Annotated in this window: 14 protein-coding genes; 10 read left to right on the forward strand and 4 right to left on the reverse strand. The window is 70.6% G+C overall.

Features of this window, described 5'->3' with window-relative positions; translation table 11 throughout:
• Positions 1-84 precede the first annotated feature (84 nt).
• Entirely contained in the window at positions 85-1,764 is a 1,680-nt protein-coding gene (locus LDO26_RS15165; RefSeq protein WP_232131935.1) for an AMP-binding protein, read from the reverse strand.
• A gap of 217 nt (positions 1,765-1,981) precedes the next feature.
• Here LDO26_RS15165 and LDO26_RS15170 point away from each other — a divergent pair, with 217 nt between their 5' ends.
• A complete protein-coding gene (locus tag LDO26_RS15170) occupies positions 1,982-2,674 on the forward strand; it encodes a TetR/AcrR family transcriptional regulator (protein ID WP_232131936.1) in 693 nt (230 codons plus the stop codon).
• Positions 2,675-2,737: 63 nt separating this feature from the next.
• On the opposite strand, the gene LDO26_RS15175 is transcribed toward LDO26_RS15170, so the two are convergent.
• Positions 2,738-3,313: a TetR/AcrR family transcriptional regulator gene (locus tag LDO26_RS15175; RefSeq protein WP_232131937.1), complete on the reverse strand. Its 576-nt coding sequence runs from the start codon at positions 3,311-3,313 to the stop codon at positions 2,738-2,740.
• Positions 3,314-3,644: 331 nt separating this feature from the next.
• Between LDO26_RS15175 and LDO26_RS15180 the strand changes: the two genes are divergently transcribed.
• From LDO26_RS15180 to LDO26_RS15210, 7 genes are all read left to right on the forward strand, one after another.
• Complete coding sequence (locus LDO26_RS15180) at positions 3,645-4,454, forward strand: SDR family oxidoreductase (protein WP_232131938.1); 810 nt, start codon at positions 3,645-3,647, stop codon at positions 4,452-4,454.
• Positions 4,451-5,872, forward strand: coding sequence for a coniferyl aldehyde dehydrogenase (locus LDO26_RS15185; protein ID WP_232131939.1), 1,422 nt, complete (start codon positions 4,451-4,453; stop codon positions 5,870-5,872). Before LDO26_RS15180 ends, LDO26_RS15185 begins: the two co-directional genes overlap by 4 nt.
• A gap of 16 nt (positions 5,873-5,888) precedes the next feature.
• Positions 5,889-6,215 (forward strand): hypothetical protein, encoded by a 327-nt coding sequence (locus tag LDO26_RS15190; RefSeq protein WP_232131940.1) that lies wholly within the window; start codon positions 5,889-5,891, stop codon positions 6,213-6,215.
• On the forward strand, positions 6,212-7,258 hold the full coding sequence (locus LDO26_RS15195) for an Lnb N-terminal periplasmic domain-containing protein (RefSeq protein ID WP_435594105.1): 1,047 nt from the start codon (positions 6,212-6,214) through the stop codon (positions 7,256-7,258). The genes LDO26_RS15190 and LDO26_RS15195 overlap by 4 nt, the downstream gene beginning before the upstream one ends.
• Positions 7,258-9,483 carry an esterase/lipase family protein gene (locus LDO26_RS15200; protein WP_232131941.1) on the forward strand — a complete coding sequence of 742 codons (2,226 nt, stop codon included), beginning with the start codon at positions 7,258-7,260 and terminating at the stop codon, positions 9,481-9,483. Before LDO26_RS15195 ends, LDO26_RS15200 begins: the two co-directional genes overlap by 1 nt.
• Positions 9,484-9,566: 83 nt before the next feature.
• A complete protein-coding gene (locus LDO26_RS15205; RefSeq protein WP_232131942.1) occupies positions 9,567-11,810 on the forward strand; it encodes a pre-peptidase C-terminal domain-containing protein in 2,244 nt (747 codons plus the stop codon).
• Positions 11,811-12,139: 329 nt separating this feature from the next.
• The gene (locus tag LDO26_RS15210; RefSeq protein WP_232131943.1) at positions 12,140-13,825 is read left to right on the forward strand and encodes an electron transfer flavoprotein-ubiquinone oxidoreductase; all 1,686 of its coding nucleotides are present in this window, start codon (positions 12,140-12,142) and stop codon (positions 13,823-13,825) included.
• 76 nt (positions 13,826-13,901) lie between these two features.
• Here the strand turns inward: LDO26_RS15210 and ku are convergent, their stop codons facing one another.
• Both ku and ligD read right to left on the reverse strand, forming a co-directional pair.
• A complete protein-coding gene (gene ku, locus LDO26_RS15215) occupies positions 13,902-14,825 on the reverse strand; it encodes a non-homologous end joining protein Ku (RefSeq protein WP_232131944.1) in 924 nt (307 codons plus the stop codon).
• A gap of 98 nt (positions 14,826-14,923) precedes the next feature.
• Positions 14,924-17,479: a DNA ligase D gene (gene ligD / locus LDO26_RS15220; RefSeq protein ID WP_232131945.1), complete on the reverse strand. Its 2,556-nt coding sequence runs from the start codon at positions 17,477-17,479 to the stop codon at positions 14,924-14,926.
• Positions 17,480-17,651: 172 nt separating this feature from the next.
• On the opposite strand from ligD, the gene LDO26_RS15225 reads away from it, so the two are divergent.
• A complete protein-coding gene (locus LDO26_RS15225) occupies positions 17,652-18,167 on the forward strand; it encodes a c-type cytochrome (RefSeq protein WP_232131946.1) in 516 nt (171 codons plus the stop codon).
• 153 nt (positions 18,168-18,320) lie between these two features.
• On the forward strand, positions 18,321-20,084 hold the full coding sequence (locus tag LDO26_RS15230) for an ExeM/NucH family extracellular endonuclease (protein ID WP_232131947.1): 1,764 nt from the start codon (positions 18,321-18,323) through the stop codon (positions 20,082-20,084).
• Position 20,085: the final 1 nt, after the last annotated feature.

Here is a 20,085-nt window from a genome sequence, read left to right on the forward strand (position 1 = left end):
GGAAGTGGACGTGCGTCCACGTCAGAGCAATGACGCCGCGCTACCCGGCAATGGATGACAGGCCCCGGAAGACTCCGGCGGCATTCATCGCCGCAGTTCGCGGCGCAGTATCTTGCCGACGTTGCTCTTGGGCAGGCTGTCGCGGAATTCGATCTCGGCAGGCCGCTTGTAGCCGGTCAGGGATTCCCTTGCAAAGGCCTTCACGTCTGCCGCCTCCAGGCGCGGGTCGCTCCTGACGACGAACGCCTTGACCCGTTCGCCGGAACGCGGATCCGCCACGCCGACAACCGCAACCTCCTTGATCCCCGGCATGGCGGCCAGCGCGTCCTCGACCTCGTTCGGGTAGACGTTGAAGCCGGAGACGATGATCAGATCCTTCTTGCGGTCGACGATACGCACGAAGCCCCGTGCATCCATGCTCGCCATGTCGCCCGTGTGCAGCCAGCCGCCACCGTCGATCGCTTCGGCCGTGGTGTCGGGGCGGTTCCAGTAGCCCTTCATGACCTGGGGCCCCCTGACGCACAGCTCGCCGATCCGACCGATGTCCAGGATGCGGCCACCCTCGTCCTGGATGCAGACATCGGTGGATGGCAGCGGCAGTCCGATCGTCCCGGAGAACTCCCGGGCCGACAGCGGGTTCACGCAGACCACGGGCGAGGCCTCGGTCAATCCGTAGCCTTCGACGATCGGAAACCCGGTGGCCGCACGCCAGCGTTCGTCCACGCTGCGCTGTACGGCGGCGCCACCGCCGAAACAGAACTTGAGGCGGGAAAAATCCACGCGTTCGAAGCCGGGCGTGTCCAGCAGTCCGTTGAACAGGGTATTGACCCCGAGGATGATGCTGAAGCGCAACCGGCGGATCTGGCGTACGAATCCGCGCATGTCGCGCGGGTCGGTGATCAGGTGGTTCAGTCCGCCGATCCGCATCACCATCAGCGTGTGCGTCATCAGCGCGTACACGTGGTACAGCGGCAGCGCGGCCACGGCGATTTCCCTGCCTTCCTCCAGGCCGGCCTCCGCCACCCACGCGTGGACCTGGAGCATGTTCGCCATCATGTTGCGGTGGCTGAGCACCGCGCCCATCGCCACGCCGGTGGTCCCGCCCGTGTACTGCAGGAAGGCCGGACTGTCGGGGGCAATCGTGATGTGCGGCAGTTCCATCGAACGCCCCCGCGCCAGGACGGTGTCGAAGCGGATCGCGTTCCTGATGTCGTAGTCGGGCACCAGCTTGCGCACGTGGCGCGCGGCGAAATTGAATACGGTGCGCCGCGGCTGGGACAGCAGATCGCCGATGCCGGTCGCCACCACGTGCCGTATCTGCGTGCCCTCCAGCGCCCGCTGCGCGACTGCGCCGCAGTTGTCGATCATCACCAGCACCGACGCGCCGGAGTCGACCAGCTGGTGATGCAGTTCGCGCGCGGTGTAGAGCGGGTTGACATTGACCACGGTCAGGCCGGCGCGCAGCGCGCCGAACAGCGCCACCGGGTACTGCAGGCAGTTGGGCATCATCAGCGCGACGCGATCGCGCGCCTTGAGCTCCAGGCCGTTCAGCAGGAACGCGGCGAAATCGCGACTGAGCCGCTCCAGTTGCGTATAGCGCAGCGTCCTTCCGAAGTTGGCATAAGCCGGGCGCTCGGCGAAGCGCGCGCAGCTGCTCTCGAACAGATCGACGATCGAGCCGGCGGCGTCGGCATCGATTTCGTGGGGGACACCGGCCGGGTAACTCGCCAGCCAGGGACGGGGGATATCGGGAATGGCGCTCATGCAGGGGTTTCCGGTTTCGGGCCTGCCGTGGACACGGCATTTCCCATAACGGACAATATCGGGATATCAATCGATATCCTAGCAGCCTTTCGTGGGGAGGCGAAATCCATCCCCGCTTTCGCCCGTGACCGGAGCGCAAAGGGCCCGGCAAGGCCACCGGCTTCGACGATGGCTGCCGCGCCAGGGCCGGGACCGGGACCGGGCGATACGTGCATGCATGTATCGTTCGACACTTGGATATCGCGCGATACCCGTGCCGATCACCTGCATTGCCCCCTTTCCCCTTCCGCTCCCGATGCCGCCCGCCCCCAGCACCCGCCTGACCCGTGAGCAGAGCCGCCAGCAGACCCGTCACCGTCTGCTGGAGTCCGCGCGCCGCCAGATCGCCGCCACCGGCATCGCCTCCGCCACCATCCGCAGCATCTCCGAGGCTGCCGGATTCAGCCTGGGCGCCTTCTACTCGAACTTCGAATCCAAGGACGACATGCTGGTGGCGCTCATGGAGGACCAGCTCGAGGCGCTCACCGGCGCGTTCGCGGACACGATGCACGCGCTGGCGGCGCAGCCGCTCGACCAGGCGCTGGTCCAGCTGGCGCAGTGGCTGGCAAGCCTCCACGAAGACAGGGACAACTCCAGGCTGATGCTGGAACTGCACATGCACGCCGGCCACGATCCCGTCTTCGGCAAGGCTTATCTGGAGCGCAGGAAAGCCTACATGGACAGCTTCGTCCGCGGACTCGAGCTTCTGTACTCGCGCTCCCCCGCTCCGCTTTCGATCTCGCCCGAACAGATGGCGACCGGCTTCATCGCCCTGTGGAACGGCTTCAGCATCCAGCCCAGGGACAGCCGCTCTCCCGAGATACGGGAAATCTACCTCGCCTTCCTGCAGGCCTTCTTCGCCGAGCGTTGATGTACGTCCGGTGGCGCCCTCGTCCATCCGGCTGGCAGCGGCCTGAACCCTCCGACGGCAGCGTCAGGTGGAGGTTGGGGAGACGGGCGCGTATTCCGGCTCGAGGTAGCGCGTGAGCAACAGCACCGTCTGCTCCGTCAGCCTGGCCCGCTCGCGCGCCGGCAGTGAAACTGCGCAGACCACCAGCGCATGTGCGGCCTCCACCGCCGTGGTCGCGTGCAGTTCGCGCAGATGGGCCGGTGCAGTCGGCGTGCGCTGCGCCAGCAGGCGGTCGATCACGCGCTTGGGCTGGTCCAGCAGCGCCACGCTTCCGCCCTGGCTCGATCCACGAACTGCGCGGTACACATGCTGGAACGCCGGATTCTGTTCGTGGATGAGCACGATCGCGCGCACCACCCAGTCGATGGCCTCAGGCAGCGGCCAGCTGGAGATGCCTTCCTGTTCCTGGCGGAGCAGGACTTCGTCGATCGACCCGACGTAGCGCTCGGCAAGCGCCTCGACCAGCGCCTGCTTGTTGGGAAAGAACTTGTACAGCACGCCCACCGATGTATTGGCACGCGCGGCCACCGCGTTGGTGGTCGCGTTGTCCACGCCGACCTCCGCGATCACCTCCGCGGCGGCGGCAAGCAGTTGCTGCACGCGGCGGCGGCCCCGCTCCTGCACGGGCGTACGCCGTACCCCTGCGACCGGGGATGGGGCGGGAGAAGCGGGGACGCCGGACTTCGCCCGCGGCGGCTTGTCCTGCTTGACGGAAGAAGATGACAACTGGATTGGCCTCCTGGCGGAAAGCGGCGGTCGGGCGGCGCACAAGGCGTCCGATTATCGCACCGGCGCCGACCGGCGGCCCGCGTCCGGATTGACAGCCGCCCGGGTCGACGGTAGTCTCCGCAAAAGTAGAGCATTTATTCACCTTTTGCGCCAGGGGCGCGGTCGGACGGGTCCAACCGTCCAGACGACAAGCGGAGGCCACATGAGTTGGATTCATGGAAAGACGGTGCTCGTCACCGGCGGGGCATCGGGCATCGGGCAGCTGATGGGACGCCGGTTCCTGGAGGAAGGCGCGGCACGGCTGGTGATCTGGGACGTGCAGCAGCAGGCGCTGGCGCGGGTGGTGGCCGAACTGCGCGCACGGGGCCACGACGTCTCCGGCTTCGTGGTGGACCTGGCCGATCCCGAGCGCATCCGTGCAGCCGCGCAGGAGATGGAAGCCGCTGCCATCGCCGTCGACATCCTGATCAACAACGCCGGCATCGTCACCGGCAAGGTGTTCGCCGAGCACAGCTTCGACGACATCGCACGCACCATCGACGTGAACACGCTGGCGCCGATGTACGTGGCGCGCGAGTTGCTGCCGGGCATGCTGGCACGCCGCAGCGGCCACATCGTCAACATCGCCTCTGCCGCCGGGCTGGTCTGCAACCCGAAGATGTCGGTCTACTGCGCCAGCAAGTGGGCGGTGATCGGCTGGTCGGACTCGCTGCGCATCGAGATGGAGCAAGGCAAGACGGGCGTGGGCATCACCACCGTCACCCCGTACTACATCGACACCGGCATGTTCGCCGGCGTGCGCTCGCCGGTGATCCCGATCCTCAAGCCGGACTTCGTGGCCAACCGGATCGTCGCCGCAGTGAAGTCCAACCGCATTCTGCTTCGCCTGCCGGGGATGTTGAACCTGGTGCCGCTGCTGCGCGGAATCCTGCCGGCGCGCTGGTTCGACAAGGTCGGCGGCGACTGGCTGGGCGTGTACCACTCGATGGACGACTTCAAGGGCCGGCAATGAACACTCCCACCACTTCGCTGCAGGCGCAGCTCGACACCATGCGCGCGGCCTTCGCCCGCGGCGCGCCCGACCGCCGCCAGCGCCAGCGGGCCTTGCTCGGCCTGGCGCGCGCGTTGCGCACCCACCAGGAGGCACTGCTGCAGGCAGTCGATGCGGATTTCGGCGGCCGCGCGCATGCGGAGACCCTGCTGCTGGAGTTGTTCCCGCTGCACGACCAGATCCGCCACGCCCGCCGCCACCTGCGCGGATGGATGCGCCGGCGGCGGGTGCGCAGCCCGTGGTTCCTGCTGCCGGCCAAGGCGTTCTACGAGTACCAGCCGCTGGGCGTGGCCGGCATCATCGGCGCCTGGAACTACCCGATCCTGCTCACCCTGGGACCGGCCATCGACGCCATCGCCGCCGGTAACCACGTCATGATCAAGCCGTCCGAGCTCGCGCCGCGCACGGCCACGGTGATCGCGCGCATCGTCGATGACGCCTTCGCACCGGAGCAGGTGGCCTGCGTCAACGGCGGGGCGGACGTGGCCGCCGCCTTCTCCGACCTGCGCCTGGATCATCTCTTCTTCACCGGCTCCACCCGCGTCGGCCACCTGGTCATGCAGGCGGCCGCGCGCAACCTGACCCCGGTCACGCTGGAGCTGGGCGGCAAGTCGCCGGCGATCATCCACGACAGCTTCGACCTCGAGCGCGCGTTGGCGCGGATCCTGACGGCCAAGCTGATGAACGCCGGACAGACCTGCGTGGCACCGGACTACGTGCTGCTGCCGGCCGGCCGCGAGGCCGAGTTCGAGGCGCTGGCGCGACGCATCGTCGCGGCCATGTACCCGGGTCTGGCCGGCAATGCCGACTACACCCACATCGTCAACGATGCCCACCACGCACGCCTGCTCGCCCTGGTGGACGATGCCCGCGCACAGGGCGCGCGGGTGGTGGACATCGGCCCGGGCGAAGAAGGCGTCTCCTCCGCACAAGGGCGGATCGTGCCGCCGACGCTGCTGTTCGGGACGACCGACGCGATGCAGGTCATGCAGGAGGAGATCTTCGGCCCACTGCTGCCGGTGGTCAGCTACCGCACGCTGGATGAGGCGATCGCCTACGTCAACGACCGTCCGCGGCCGTTGGCGCTGTATTACTTCGACGACCACCGCGGCCGTCAGGACGAGGTGCTCGCGCGCACCCGCTCCGGCGGCGTCACCCTCAACGACTGCCTCTATCACCTCGCGCAGCACAACCTACCCTTCGGTGGCGTGGGGCCGAGCGGCATGGGCCAGTACCATGGCTTCGACGGCTTCGTGACGTTCTCGAAGAAGCGCCCGGTCATGGTGCAGCGGCGCCTCGCGGCGACCGCGCTGCTGCGCGCGCCCTGGGCGCAGCGGCAATGGCTGCTCAATGTCATGCTGCGCATCGCGTCCCGGTGATTCGCGGCGGGATGGCGTGGGCACGGTGATCGGGCGGCGTGTCCTGCGGCTGGCGGACCCACAGCCTCTTGCCGGTGGGCACGAGCGGCCGGTGCCTGGGCATCCGGCGGTTGCCGGCATCGCGGTCGAGGTGATCCGGCCCGAGCACCCGCCGGAAAGCCGGCAGCCCGGATTGCGGCGCAAACGCCGCGCAATGCCGCCCTGTTGGTTGTTCCTGCACGAACGCCGCAACTGCCCGGCGCTGCCTGCGGACAAACGCTTCGAGCCGCGCGGTACGCAGCAGCGCATGGCGCGCCTGTCGGCGCAACTGGACCCAGACCCGTCAAGGAAGGGCACACGGTGAATCCCGGAACAGCAGCACATCGCAACAGGTCGCGTACGCCTGGGTCGGCCGTCACACTGGCGGGCACCCTCCTGGTCCTTGCCCTGGCCCTGTGGGGGACGCTGGCATTGTGGTACCAGGCGCCGTCGCCGTGGCGCTGGCCCCTGCTGCTGGGCTGGAGCCTGCTCGCCGCCGGCGCGCTCGCCGCGCCATGGCAGCGCGGTCGCCGGCGCAGGCGCCTGTATGTCGTTGCCTGCCTCGCGCTGACCGGATTGCTTGCCTGGTGGTGGACGATCGCCCCCTCGCACGACCGGGAATGGGCCGACGACGTGGCCCGTCTGCTGGAAGCGGACGTGCGCGGCAACATGGTCACGTTGCGCAACGTCCGCAATTTCGACTGGCGCAGCGACTCCGACTACGCACCGCGCTGGGAAACCCGCCGGTACGAGCTCGACCGGCTGGTCGAAGCCGACCTGATCCTGTCGTACTGGATGGGACCGCACGTGGCCCACACCCTGGTCTCGTTCGGCTTCGACGATGGCCGGAAGCTGGTGTTCTCGCTCGAGATACGCAAGGAACGTCCCGAGTCGTTCTCGGCACTTGGCGGCTTCTTCCGGAAATTCGAAGCAGTGATCATCGCCGCCGACGAGAGCGATATCGTGCGCGTGCGCAGCAATGCCCGCGGCGAGGACGTCTACCTCTACCGGCTGGACCTCGATCCGGCGGCGTTGCGCACGCTGTTCCTCGGTTATCTGGAGGAGGCCGAAGGCATCCGCCGCCAGCCACGCTTCTACAACACGCTGAGCAGCAACTGCACGACCATCGTCTTCGACCTGGCCCGGCGGTTGGCACCGTCGCTACCGATCGACTACCGCCTGCTGTTGTCGGGCCATTTCGCCGAATACGCGCACGACCACGGCGGGCTGGTGCCCGGCTACGACTATGCCGAGCTGCAGGCACGTGGCCGCATCGGCGAGCGCGCCCGTGCCCACACGGGTACCCCCGGGGACTTTCCGCACGCGATCCGGCAAGGAATTCCGGGCGCCGATCCGGGAGCACGATGATGCCGATCCGCATATCCCGGCCGATCCTTCCGCGCCTGCTCACGGCGCTCGTGCTGGCCTCGACGCTCGGCGGTTGCGCGATCCTGCGGGAATTCAAGCCCGCGGTCGAGCTCAGGCCGGTGAGCGCGGGCGAGTACATCGCCATGCAGCGCGGCGACATCCTGACCTCCGGCCAGCTGAGCGCGGCCACGACCCAGGCCCTGCGCACGTCCGGACTGGAGGCGACATGCGCCCAGCCGTCGCCGGCCTGCATCGACGCGCTTTCCACCCAGGCGGGGCTGTCGGACGAGCGCCGGCTGTCGGCGCTTTCGGAACTGTGGTTACAGCGGGCGATGGCACACGCGCATCAGTCCGATGCCGGCGACGAAGCGCGCATGCAGGCCTGGATGGAAGCCGCACGCCATGCCTATGCCTACCTGTTCTTCACCAGTCGCCAACCCGGCGAGCGCGCGTTCGAGGATCGCCAGACGCAGGCGCGCGACTGGTACAACCACGCCGTGGAACAGGCAAGCACGATGCTGTTCGGCATCCTGGGCGCCACTGGCCAGCGGGACGCGTCCGGCCACATCCACCTTGGCGATGACGCATTGACCGTCGCCCATGCAGGCTGGACCATGGCGCTGGATCTGGGAAATGTACGGCTGCCCGAAGGTCGGGTGCTGCCGGATGACCTGTTGCCCGCGTCGTCGCTGTCGTTCGCGGGCGTACGCAGCGTCTGGCGCCGCGATGGCTTCGGTGCCGAGCTGGTGGCGGTGACCGGGAACGAGGCAGCCACCGGGACGCCCGGGGATGTCGCCTCCACCACGCCGGACACCGCCCGGAAGCCCCGTTCCCGCGAAGCCGCGAAACCGGCGTGGACGGAAATGCCGTCGCCGGGACTGACCGTGCTGTTCCAGTTCGCCGGCGACGACCTCGAGGCGGTGCTGGCAACACGCCAGGTCACGGTCAGCGTGCACGACCCCTATGTCGAAAGCAGCGTCACCCTGCGCGCCCGGGCGGTCCCGCTGGCCGCCAACTACACCGCCGGTTACGGCCTGTGGCTGGCCCGGTCCGGCTTCAGCCGGCAGTCGTTGCGGACCCTGTTCGGGCGCGAAAACGGCATCGACCGCCCGCACCTGTACATGCTGCAGCCCTGGGACCCGGAACGAAGGGTGATCCTGCTCGTGCACGGCCTGGCCTCCAGCCCCGAGGCCTGGGTCGACGTGGCCAACGAACTGCAGGGAGACGAGACCCTGCGGGAGCACTTCCAGATCTGGCTGGCCTATTACCCGACCAACCTGCCGATCGCGCTCAACCATGCCCGGATCCGCACGCTTGTCGGCGAGGCGCTGCAACACTTCGACCCGGACCGGCAGGCGGTGGCCTCGCGTGACATGGTGGTCATCGGGCACAGCATGGGCGGCGTGATCGCCCGCCTGATGGTGTCCTCCGCCGACGACCAGCTCTGGGCATGGGCCGCGACCGAAAGCGGACTGGATCCGCAACGGCTCGAACGGCTGCGCCCACGACTCGACCCGGCGCTGCGCTTCGGTCCGTTCGATGGCGTAAGCCGTGCGATCTTCATCGCCGCCCCGCATCGGGGGACGGTGGTGGCCGGCCGTCGCCCGGCCCGCATGATCGCGCGCCTGGTCCGCATGCCGCTGACCGTACTGGAAAGCTTTGACGACCTCCTGCAGGGCGCATCGCGCGAGCAGGTGCGGGAGCGACTGTCGCTGTTGCCCAACAGCATCGACAACCTGCGTGAAGACGACCCCTTCGTCCAGACTGCGGCCGACCTGCCCCTTGCGCCGGGCATGGCCTACCATTCCATCGTCGCGCAACGCGATGCCACGATCGCGCTGCAGGATTCGGACGACGGCCTGGTTCCCTACCGCAGCGCGCATCTGCCCGGGGCGATATCGGAGAAGGTCGTCATTGGCGATCACAGCATCCAGGGCACGGCCGAATCCATCCTGGAGATCCGGCGGATCCTGCATGAGGATCTGCAGGAACGCGCCGCACTGCCACCACACCCTGCAGGACCGGGCCCGGCGGCAGCGGCCGGCACATTGCCGCCCCTCCTCCATGGAGGCGAAGCGCCTTCGAATGCAGCCGACCGGTCCGACGGTCCGCGCGTGGCCCCGGTCACGCAACGGCCGTTGCGTCCCGCACGGTTTGGCGCAGGTCATGCATCCGTCACCGGATCGTCAAGCGATTGGAATGCCCATCGGGGGTGGGGGCCCTAGCGTCGGCGCGTTGCAGCCGTCCGGCCGGTCCCTGCCCCGTCGGCCGCGGCGCTTCCCGCCCTTCCCTCCGACAGGATGCCCACATGCCCGCTCGCCGCCTGCCCCGTTTCCTGCTGTCCGTCGCCCTCCTCGCGTCGCCTCTGGCGATCGCCGCCTCGCCTCCGGAACTGGAGCTGGTGCGCGGCGGCGCGCTGCAGGCCGACCCGGTCGCCGATGGCGCGCTGGTCCACGTGCCCACCGGGCGCGTGCTGTCGACCTGGGACCACGGCGACGCGGCGGCGCCGCGCCTGGCCTCCACCACCGATCCGGTCGACGGCATCATCAACGGCGTGGTCCGGCATGGCGACTATCTCTACGCCAGCTACCGCAACGCGATCGCCGACGGCGGGCTGGCGGTGTACTCGCTCGCCGACCCGGCCGCGCCGGCGCTGGTGGCCGACATCCGCGACTACAGCGGCGAGCCGCGCAGGCAGGCGGCCGGGGTGGCGATCGGCAACGGCCGCCTGTTCGTGTTCGACCGCTACCTGGGCATCTTCGTCGCCGACCTGGACGATCCGGCGCGGCCGGAGCTGCGGCGCACCTCGCAGACCACGCTGCCGGCCGAGTACCGGCGGATCACCGCGGTCGGCGACACCCTGCACGCCACCGGCCGCACGCTGCTGGGAATGACCGTGCTGCACGTGTTCGACGTCAGCAACCCCGACGCGCCGCGGCTGGTCGCCAACCACCAGTTCAATGGCGCCACCTACCAGAACCTGGTCTCCGAGGGCGCGCGCGTGTTCGGCTATGGCAGCCGCCTGACGCTGTTCGACCTCGAGGACCCGGCAGTGCTGGTGCCGCGTGGCGATGTCGCCAGTCCGCCGGCCTTCATCGGCGTGCGCTTCGGCGACCATCTCCACACGTTCGGCGCCGGGCCCGGCCTGGATGTCTGGGACATCGCCGATCCCGATGCCCCGACCGCGCTCGGCAACGTCGACATCCCGACCCTGGGCACGCGCCGCTGGCTGGCGCACGACGACACCCTGTTCCTGCCGTCGGAACTCGACCGGCTGCAGGCCATCGACATGCGCGAGCCGGCGACACCGACGCTGCGCTCGACCGCGTGGCTGCCCGGCGGCAGCGCCGCCCGCGACGTCGCCCGGCACGGCGACCACCTGGTGCTGCTGCAGCCCGACTACGGCCTGAGCATCAACGATCCCGACACCCTGGAGCAGGTCGGGCGTTTCGATGCCGAGCTTCCCGAACAGCTTGCCGAACGCAGCTTCCAGCAGATGGCGGTCCGTGGCGACATCGCCTACCTGGCGGCTTGGGGATACGGGCTGTTCACGGTCGACATCAGCGATCCGGAAGCGCCGGTCGAGCTCGGCCGCGCAGAATTCCCGCGCGCCGCGACCATCGCCCTGCACGGCAACCTGGCCTATGTCACGCGCTCGACCAACAGCCGCGATCTGGCGGTGTTCGACATCGCCGACCCGAGCGCGCCGCGCCTGCTGCAGCAGTTCGTGCTGCCCGCGCAGGTCAAGCAGCTGCAGGTCGAGGGCGACCACCTGTACCTGGCCGAGGCCCGGCTGGCCAGCGACGCCGGCGGCACCGGCGGGCTGCGGATCCTCGACATCAGCGATCCGCTCGCGCCGGTGCAGGTCGCGCGGGTCGGCGACGACTGCCACTCCGCGCACGATTTCGCCATCGATGCCGAGGTCTCGCTGCTGCACCTGGCCTGCCGCGGCGGCCTGCAGGTGGTCGACATCGCCGACCCCGCACAGCCGGCCGTCGTCGCCCGCCATGCGATCGACGAGACGACCGGCGAGAAGCGGATCGTCCAGCGCGGCGACCGCGCCTGGTTCGCCAGCATCACCGGCCTGTATCCGATCGACCTGTCCGACCCGACCGCGCCGGTAGCCGGCGGGCCGGCCGTTCCGCTCGGCGGTTATGAGCCGGAGCGGCTGATGCTGCTCGACGACCGGCTGCTGGCGCTCGGCGGCACCACCGGCGTGCACGCGTTCGTGGTCGGCGAGGATGCCGTGATGCTGGAGAACCGCGAGCCGGTCGGCGGCCTTGCCGGCGAGGCCGGCAGTTCGCGGCTGTTCGCGATCGAGGTGCCGGCCGGCGCCGCCGCGCTGCAGGTGCTGAGCTACGGCGGACGCGGCAACGTGGCGCTGCACGTGCGCCATGGCGCGCCGCCGACCGCGGACGTGCACGATGCCGCCTCCGACCGCCCGGGCAACAACGAAAGCATCCGCATCGCCGCACCCGCCGCAGGCACCTGGTACCTGCGCATCGGCAGCGCGGACGCGTTCTCCGGGGTCTCGGTGCAGGCGCGCTACTGACGGCACGCGCGGACGCGGGCGGCAGCGCCCGCGTCACCGTCGCCGGCGGCGCGGCATGCGCCGGACGGCATCGACCCTTGGGCTGGTTCCTGCCGCCGCGCGCAGCGGCGGGCCTTCCGGGCAGCGGCGTACGCGCCGCGCCGGGTATCGCAGGGTGTGTCCCTGCCCGCGGTTCATTAAACTGGCCGGACCGGTCGCGCCTGCCACCGGTCCGGCCCGCGCCGGGGAGTGGCCTCGACGTTCGCCTCGCACGCGGCCTGCCATGCTCCCGGCACCGCCGCCAGGCGCGACGGCGTCCCTCCACCCAAGGCAACCGCCCAAGGCAACCGATGACCACACCCCAGGAACTGCTCGACACCCACGGCCCGCGCGAATCGATGGAGTACGACGTCGTCGTGGTCGGGGCCGGCCCCGGCGGCCTGGCGACGGCGATCCGGCTCAAGCAGCTGGCCAGCGAGGCCGGCAGCGAGGTCTCGGTGTGCGTGCTGGAAAAGGGCTCGGAACCGGGCGCGCACATCCTGTCGGGCGCGATCATGGACCCGCGTGCGCTGACCGAACTGTTTCCCGACTGGCAGGCGCTGGGCGCCCCGCTGAAGCAGCCGGTCACCCGCGATGCGTTCCTGTTCCTGGACGAGGCGGGCGCGAAATCGACGCCGGACTTCCTGCTGCCCGACTGCTTCAAGAACCACGGCAACTACATCATCAGCCTGGGCGCGGTGACGCGCTGGCTCAGCGCACAGGCCGAGGCGCTGGGCGTGGAGATCTTCCCTGGCTTCGCCGCGGCCGAGGTGCTGTACACCGACGACGGCGCGGTGCGCGGCGTGGCCACCGGCAACATGGGCATCGGCAAGGACGGCCAGCCGACGTCCGAGTTCCAACTGGGCATGGAGCTGCACGCGAAGTACACGATCTTCGCCGAGGGCTCGCGCGGGCAGCTGGGCCGCCAGCTGATCGCCAAGTTCCGCCTGGACGAGGGCCGCGACCCGCAGAGCTACGGCATCGGCATCAAGGAGCTGTGGCAGGTCGACCCGGCGGTGCACGAGCCGGGCCTGGTGGTGCACACCGCCGGCTGGCCGCTCGACGACGACACCTACGGCGGCTCGTTCCTGTACCACGCCGAGGACGGCAAGGTCGCGATCGGGCTGGTGGTCGGGCTGGATTACCGGAACCCGTGGCTGAGCCCGTTCGAGGAATTCCAGCGCTTCAAGACCCATCCGTCGATCCGCAAGTACCTGGAAGGCGGCAAGCGCATCGGCTACGGCGCGCGCTCGATCACTGCCGGCGGCGTGCTGTCGATCCCGAAGCTGGTGTTCCCCGGCGGCGCGCTGGTCGGCTGCGAGGCCGGCACCCTCAATGCCAGCCGCATCAAGGGCAGCCACGCCGCGCTCAAGACCGGCATGCTGGCCGCGGAGGCCGCGTTCGCGGCGCTGGCCGAGGGCCGCGGCGGCGACGAGCTGGCCGCATATCCGGCGGCGTTCGAGGCCAGCTGGCTGCACGCCGAGCTGCAGCGGTCGAAGAACTTCAAGCAGTGGTTCAAGAAGGGCCGCACCACCGCGACGCTGATGACCGGCATCGAGCAGTGGCTGCTGCCGAAGCTCGGCATCCGCACGCCGCCGTGGACGATCCACCGCGATAGGCCCGACCACGCCTGCCTGGAACCGGCCGCCGGCTTCGACCGCATCGTCTATCCCAAGCCCGACGGCACGCTGACCTTCGACCGCCTGAGCTCGGTCTACCTGAGCAGCACCAACCACGACGAGAACCAGCCGCCGCACCTGACGCTGAAGGATCCGTCGGTGCCGGTCGACGTGAACCTGGCGCTGTATGCCGGTCCCGAGGCACGCTACTGCCCGGCGGCGGTGTACGAGTTCGTCGAGGGCGACAACGGCCCGCGGCTGCAGATCAACGCGCAGAACTGCGTGCACTGCAAGACCTGCGACATCAAGGACCCGACCCAGAACATCGTCTGGGTCGCACCGCAGGGCGGCGGCGGGCCGAACTACTCCGGGATGTGACCGGGGCGCCGGCGGTCGACCGCGCGTCGGGGGCGTGGCCCCGACCTACGGGATGCGAGTCCGACCCGCCGGACCTTCACGCGCGCTTTCGCGCAGGTTTCGCGGCTTTCTTCGCGGCCTTGCCCGCGGCCTTCTTCGCGCCCTTGCTGGCCTTGGCGGGCTTCTTCGTCGTCTTCGCCGCGGCCTGCTTGGCCGGCGTGCGGCGGTTGCTGTCGAGGCTCTTCTGCAGCAGCGACATGAAATCGACGACGTTGGTCGCCGCGTCCTCGCGATGCGGAGGCTCGTCGTCGATCCTGGTTTTCGTCCCCTTCGCGCGCAGGCGCTTGCCGATCAGGTCGGTCAGCCGCTTGCGGAATTCGTCGTGGTAGTCCTCCGGCGTCCACTCGGTGGCCATCGATTCGATCAGCTTCTTGGCCATGTCCACTTCCCGCGCGCTGATCTTGTACTTCGACGCGCTCCCCGCCGGCAGCGCGTAGTCGCCGGGGTCGACCAGTTCCTGCGGATAGCGCAGCAGGTCGAGGATCAGCGCATCGCCCTCGGGCATCACCGCGCACAGGTACTCGCGGGTGCGCACGACGACGCGGCCGATGCCGATGCGTCCGGTCGATTTCAGCGTCTCGCGCAGCAGCACGTAGCCCTTGTCGGCCTTCTTGCCGGGCACCAGCACGTAGGGCTTCTCGTAGAAGCGCTCGCTGATGCTGTCGGCGGCGACGAAGGCCTCGATGTCGACCGACTCGTGGGTCTCCGGCGCGGCCGAGGCGATGTCCGCCTTGTCGATGACGACGTAACTGCCCTTGTCGTATTCGAACGCCTTGACGATGTCCTTCCACGGCACTTCCTCGCCGGTCTCGGCATTGACGCGCTCGAAGCGGATCGGCGACTTGTCGCGCGCATCGAGCATGCGGAAGCTGAGGTCGGTGCGCCGCTCGCCGGGCATCAGCGACACCGGGATGTTGAGCAGGCCGAAGGAGATCGAACCGGTCCAGATGGGACGTGCCATGGGCGTACTCCGCGGATGAACGGGCAAGCTTGCACGGCCGCCGTCACGGGGGCGTCAACCGCGCCGTGCGTCGCTGGCGCTGTGCGCCGGCCCGGCGCCTACCCGAAGTGCGACAGGTCCTGCCGCACCGCGTCGATGCCGTCCCAGGGATGCGCCTTGAGCCGCGTGAGCCGGCGCAGCGCGTTGTGGATGTCGAACGCGTTGCCGGCCTTGACCCGGCCCAGTTCCTCCCAGCGCAGCGGCATCGCGACCGGGGCGCCGGGGCGGGCACGCAGCGAGAACGAGGCGATGCTGGTCGCGCCGCGGCTGTTGCGCAGGTAGTCGACGAAGATGCGGTCCTTGCGCAGGCGCTTGCTGGCGCTGGCGACGAAACGCAGCGGGTCCTGTTCGGCCATGCTGCTGGCGAAGGCATGCGCGAACGGCTTGACCTGCGCCCAGTCGACCGCCGGCGCCAGCGGCACGACGACGTGCAGGCCCTTGCCGCCGGTCGTGCGCACCCACGACTGCAGGCCGATGCCCGACAGCAGCGCGCGCACATGGCGGGCGGCGGCGACGATGTCGGCCCAGGCCACGCCCGGGCCGGGATCGAGGTCGAAGACGATGCGGTCGGCCAGGTCCGGGTGCTCCGCGTGCGCGCCCCAGGGATGGAACTCCAGCGTGTTGAGCTGCACCAGCGCCAGCACCGCGGCGGCGTCGCGCACCACCAGATAGTCGGCGATGCCGCCGTCCTCCTCCTCGATCGGCACGGCGTCGACCCGCGGCATGCCGGCGGCATGGTGCTTCTGGAAGAAGCAGCCGCCCGCGATGCCGGACGGACAGCGCACCACCGACAGCGGCCGGTCGACGATTTCCGGCAACAGCCACGGCATCACCGCGGTGTAGTAGTCGGCCACGTCGCGCTTGCGGATGCCGTCGTCGGGGTACAACAGCTTGTCCGGGCTCGTCAGGGCGGGCGCATCGTCCGGCGCCTTGCCTGCAGTGCGGCCCGCGGCCTTCGCGCGCTTGCCTGGCGCGGGCTTGGCAGCGGTGCCGGCTGCGGATCGACGCCTGGTCTTGCCGGTTGCGGGTGCCATCAGTTCCTCCACCGTCTTGTCGGGCCGCAGGGCCTTGAGCGTGGGTTGCCGCAGCAGGCTGCTGCGGCCGTTGCCGCGCGCGAACACCTCGACCACGAACCGCGGCGCGAACCAGCGCGCACCGCGCAGGTCGGTGTCGTGCGCGGGCACGTGCACGGTCGGCTGCGCGCGCCCGGCGCGGCCGATCTGCGCGGCGATGTCGCGCAGCATCGCATCGCTGAACCCGCTGCCGACGCGACCGGCGTAGGTCCAGCCGCCGGCGCCGTCGGGCCGCGCCAGCAGCAGCGCGCCGAAACCGCTGCGCGCGCCCTTGGGCGGGGTGAACCCGACCACCGCGTACTCGTCGCTGGCGCGGGCGCGGATCTTGCGCCAGTCGTCGCCGCGGCCCGGCACATAGGCGCGGTCGGCGCGCTTGGAGACGATGCCCTCGAACCCGCGCGCGACGGCCAGCGCGTAGGCCTGCGCGCCGTCGCCGTCGACATGCGCGCTGAAGGCCAGGTGATGTGGCGGCGGCTCGCCCAGCAGCGCCTGCAGCAATGCCTTGCGCTCGCGCAGCGGCGCGGCGCCGATGTCGACGCCGTCGACATGCAGCAGGTCGAACAGGACGTACGCGACCGCCGCCTGGCGTTCGCCCGACAGCGTCGCCTGCAGCAGGTTGAAGTCGTCGCGGGTGCCCTCGCCCGCGATCAGCTCGCCGTCGAACGCGGCCGATTCGAGGCCGAGCCGCGACAGTGCCTCGACGACCTCCGGCAGCCGCTCGGTCCATGCCAGGCCGTTGCGCGACCACAGCCGCACCTGGCTGCCGGCGATCGTCGCCAGCAGCCGGTAGCCATCCCACTTGAGCTCGTGCACCCAGTCCAGTCCGCTCGGCGGCGTTGCCGCGGCGGTCGCCAACTGCGGCGCGAACGCATCGGCCGGCGGCGGCGCACGGCGCGCCCCCGGCAGGCGCAGCGCGGCCTTCGCCCAGTCGCGGCGCCGCCCGCGCACCGGCAGCGGCACCGTCGCGCGGCGCCTGGGATTGGGCTTGCCGCGTCCGGCGCGCCGCGCGTCCTCGGCCGGCGGCGCGGTGACGCCGGCCAGCAGGTCGTCGGCCTCCAGCGTGCCGGCGTAGGCGTCGTCGGCCTTGAACAGCAGCCACTGCGGCTGCCGCGCCGGCTTGCCCGAGCGCACCAGGTGCCAGCCGCCCTTGAGCCTGTCGCCGAACAGCTCGAAGCGCAGATGCCCTTTCGCCAGTTGCGCCTCGGGATCGCCATCGGTCGTCCACACGCCCTGGTCGAACAGCGCGACGTGGCCGCCGCCGTACTGCCCCCTGGGAATCTCGCCCTCGAATCCCGCGTAGTCCAGCGGATGGTCCTCGACCTGGATCGCCATGCGCTTGACCTTCGGGTCGTAGCTCGGCCCCTTGGGCACCGCCCAGCTCTTGAGCGTGTCGCCGACCTGCAGGCGGAAGTCGTAGTGGCGATGGCTGGCATGGTGCAACTGCACAACGAACCGCGGCCGCGCGCCGGCCGGGGCCGGGCGGCCGGGCGGCTCGCGGGTGCGGCCGAAATCGCGCTTGCGGCGGTATTCGTGCAGCGCCATCGGTCAGGCCGGGACGACGCGGCGGGGGCGGAACGGGGCCATGTGGACCTTATGCCGCCGGCCCGGTGCAGGGGGCGTGCAGGCGGCGACGGAGGGGGCGGGCATTTGCCCGGACCTGCCCTTATACTCCGGCATCAGCTGTGGCCGCGCGCCATGTCGCCAAAGGTGTTACGTGCGCAATTACGACCTCGAGTTCCTGAAGCGCTTCTCGCTGCTGCTGGTGTTCCTGTCGGTGGTCACGCTGGGACTGATCGCCGGCGCCTGGTTCCTGCACCGCTCGATTCCGCCGGAAGTCTCCGAAAGCACGGTCAAGCGCACCGAGGCGCGCATCGCGCCGGTGGGCGCGGTCTACGCCGGCGCGACCGGCGCCGCCTCGCAGGCGGCGGCCACCGCGGCGGCTGCGGCGGCCGCGGCCGCGCAGGTCGCCTACGGCGGCACCCTCGACGGCGGCACGATCTACCAGAACCTGTGCGCCGGCTGCCATACCTCCGGCGCCGGCGGCGCGCCGACGCTCGACCACCAGCACTGGGATGCGCGCATCGCCCAAGGCACCGAGACGCTGTACCGCCACTCGATCGACGGCTTCACCGGCGCCGCCGGCGTGATGCCCGCGCGGGGCGGCAATCCGGCGCTCAGCGACGAGCAGATGCATGCCGCGGTCGACTGGATGATCGACAACCTGAAATAGGGCGCGCCTGCCGGGCGCTGCCGCGCAGCACGACGCCGCCTCCGGGCGGCGTCGCCGTTTCCGGCGCGGGCCGCGTGGACCTGTTCCGGCGTCGCCCCAGGCCTCACACTTTTCCGCAACCCCGGGCGCCGCTGCCCGACTGGAGCCCTTCCGATGCCCCCTGCCCGTTCCCTTGCGCTGCTGCTGGCCTGCGCGCTGCTCGGCGCCTGCAAGCTGTCGCTGCCGTCACCCGCCACGCCGGCGGCCGACCGCATCGCGGTCGGCGCGCTGCAGGGCGACGGCGCGCGCAGTCCGCACGCCGGCGACACGGTGACCATCGAGGCGACGGTCACCGGCGCCTTCGGCGACGGGCTCGGCGGCTGGTTCGTGCAGGATCACGGCGACGGCGACCCGCGCACGTCCGACGCGGTGTTCGTGTTCGCCGACGGCGCGACCGCGCTCGAACGCGGCATGCGCGTACGCGTGCGCGGCGAGGTGGTCGAGCATGGCGACGGCGACGGCGACGCCACGCTGACCGCGCTGCGGCCGCAGTCGATCGAGATCCTGGACGCGGCTGCGCCGGCGCTGCAGCCGACGCGGCTGACCGCCGCGCCCGACGACTGGGAACCGCTGGAAGGCATGTGGGTGCGGATCGACGCACCGCTGACCGTCAGCGGGCAGCAGGACCTCACCCGCCGCGGCACGCTGGTGGCCAGCTTCGACGGACGCCTGTTCACGCCGACCGAGCTCGCGGCGCCCGGCCCGGCCGCCGCGGCCGTCGCCGCCGACAACGCGCGCCGTCGCGTGCTGCTCGACGACGGCAGCGCCGAGACGCCGGAGGCCGGCATCTGGTACCTGCCCGGCGACGCCGCGCCGCTGCGCAGCGGCAGCGTGGTGACCGCGGCCGAGGGCATCGTCGACCAGCGCTGGGGCGACTACCGGCTGCAGCTGACCGCGCCGCTGCGGGTGCAGCCGGCGCCGCGCCCGGCCGCGCCGGCGGTCGCCGGCGACGTGCGCATCGCCGCGTTCAACCTGGAGAACCTGTTCAACGGCGACGGCCGCGGCGGCGGATTCCCGACCGCGCGCGGCGCGCGCACGCCGGCCGAGTACCAGCGGCAGCTGGCGGCGCTGGTGGCGACGATCGCCGCGCTCGATGCCGACGTCGCCGCGCTGATGGAACTGGAGAACGACGGCTACGACGCGCGCTCGAGCATCGCCCAGCTGGTCGATGCGCTGAACGCGGCCGGCCCGGCGCACGACTGGCGCTTCGTCCACGCCGGCGAGGGCCCGGGCACCGATGCGATCCGCGTCGGCCTGCTCTACCGCCAGACCCGGGTGCGCCCGCAGGGCGCGCCGACGACGCTGGGCGGCGGCCCGTTCGGCGAGCGCAGCCGCGTACCGCTGGCACAGGCGTTCGTGCCGCTGCGCGATGGACGCGCCGATGGCCTGGATTTCACCATCGTCGCCGTGCACTTCAAGTCCAAGGGCTGCAGCGAGGCGACCGGCGCGGACCGCGACCAGGGCGACGACCAGGCCTGCTGGAACGCGACCCGGACCGAATCCGCGCGCCGCCTGCGCGACTGGCTGGCGGGCGACCCGACCGGCGCCGGCACACGCACCGCGATCGTCGGCGACTTCAATGCCTATGCGATGGAGGACCCGATCCGCGTATTCACCGACGCCGGCTGGCGCGACCCCTTCGACGGCCACGACCCCGCCGACCGCTACAGCTTCGTGTTCGACGGCCAGGCCGGGCGCCTGGACCACCTGCTGCTGAGCCCGGCGCTGGCCGCGCGCGTGGCCGGCGCCGCGAAGTGGCACAGCAATGCCGACGAATCGCCGGCCGCCGGCCGGCGCGGCGACGGCACCGGCGCGGCGCCGTGGCGCAGTTCCGACCACGATCCGCTGCTGGTCGGCCTGCGCCTGCGCACGGATTGAA

Origin of the sequence: Proluteimonas luteida, from assembly GCF_021191695.1 — a bacterium.
Classification (GTDB): Bacteria; Pseudomonadota; Gammaproteobacteria; order Xanthomonadales; family Xanthomonadaceae; genus Luteimonas; species Luteimonas luteida.

Bases quoted from the DNA above. Each gene is read 5' to 3' on its own strand.
- LDO26_RS15165 (WP_232131935.1), bottom strand. From the start codon at position 1,764: ATGAGCGCCATTCCCGATATCCCCCGTCCCTGGCTGGCGAGTTACCCG.
- LDO26_RS15170 (WP_232131936.1), top strand. From the start codon at position 1,982: ATGTATCGTTCGACACTTGGATATCGCGCGATACCCGTGCCGATCACC.
- LDO26_RS15180 (WP_232131938.1), top strand. From the start codon at position 3,645: ATGAGTTGGATTCATGGAAAGACGGTGCTCGTCACCGGCGGGGCATCG.
- LDO26_RS15185 (WP_232131939.1), top strand. From the start codon at position 4,451: ATGAACACTCCCACCACTTCGCTGCAGGCGCAGCTCGACACCATGCGC.
- LDO26_RS15200 (WP_232131941.1), top strand. From the start codon at position 7,258: ATGCCGATCCGCATATCCCGGCCGATCCTTCCGCGCCTGCTCACGGCG.
- LDO26_RS15205 (WP_232131942.1), top strand. From the start codon at position 9,567: ATGCCCGCTCGCCGCCTGCCCCGTTTCCTGCTGTCCGTCGCCCTCCTC.
- LDO26_RS15210 (WP_232131943.1), top strand. From the start codon at position 12,140: ATGACCACACCCCAGGAACTGCTCGACACCCACGGCCCGCGCGAATCG.
- ku (WP_232131944.1), bottom strand. From the start codon at position 14,825: ATGGCACGTCCCATCTGGACCGGTTCGATCTCCTTCGGCCTGCTCAAC.
- ligD (WP_232131945.1), bottom strand. From the start codon at position 17,479: ATGGCGCTGCACGAATACCGCCGCAAGCGCGATTTCGGCCGCACCCGC.
- LDO26_RS15230 (WP_232131947.1), top strand. From the start codon at position 18,321: ATGCCCCCTGCCCGTTCCCTTGCGCTGCTGCTGGCCTGCGCGCTGCTC.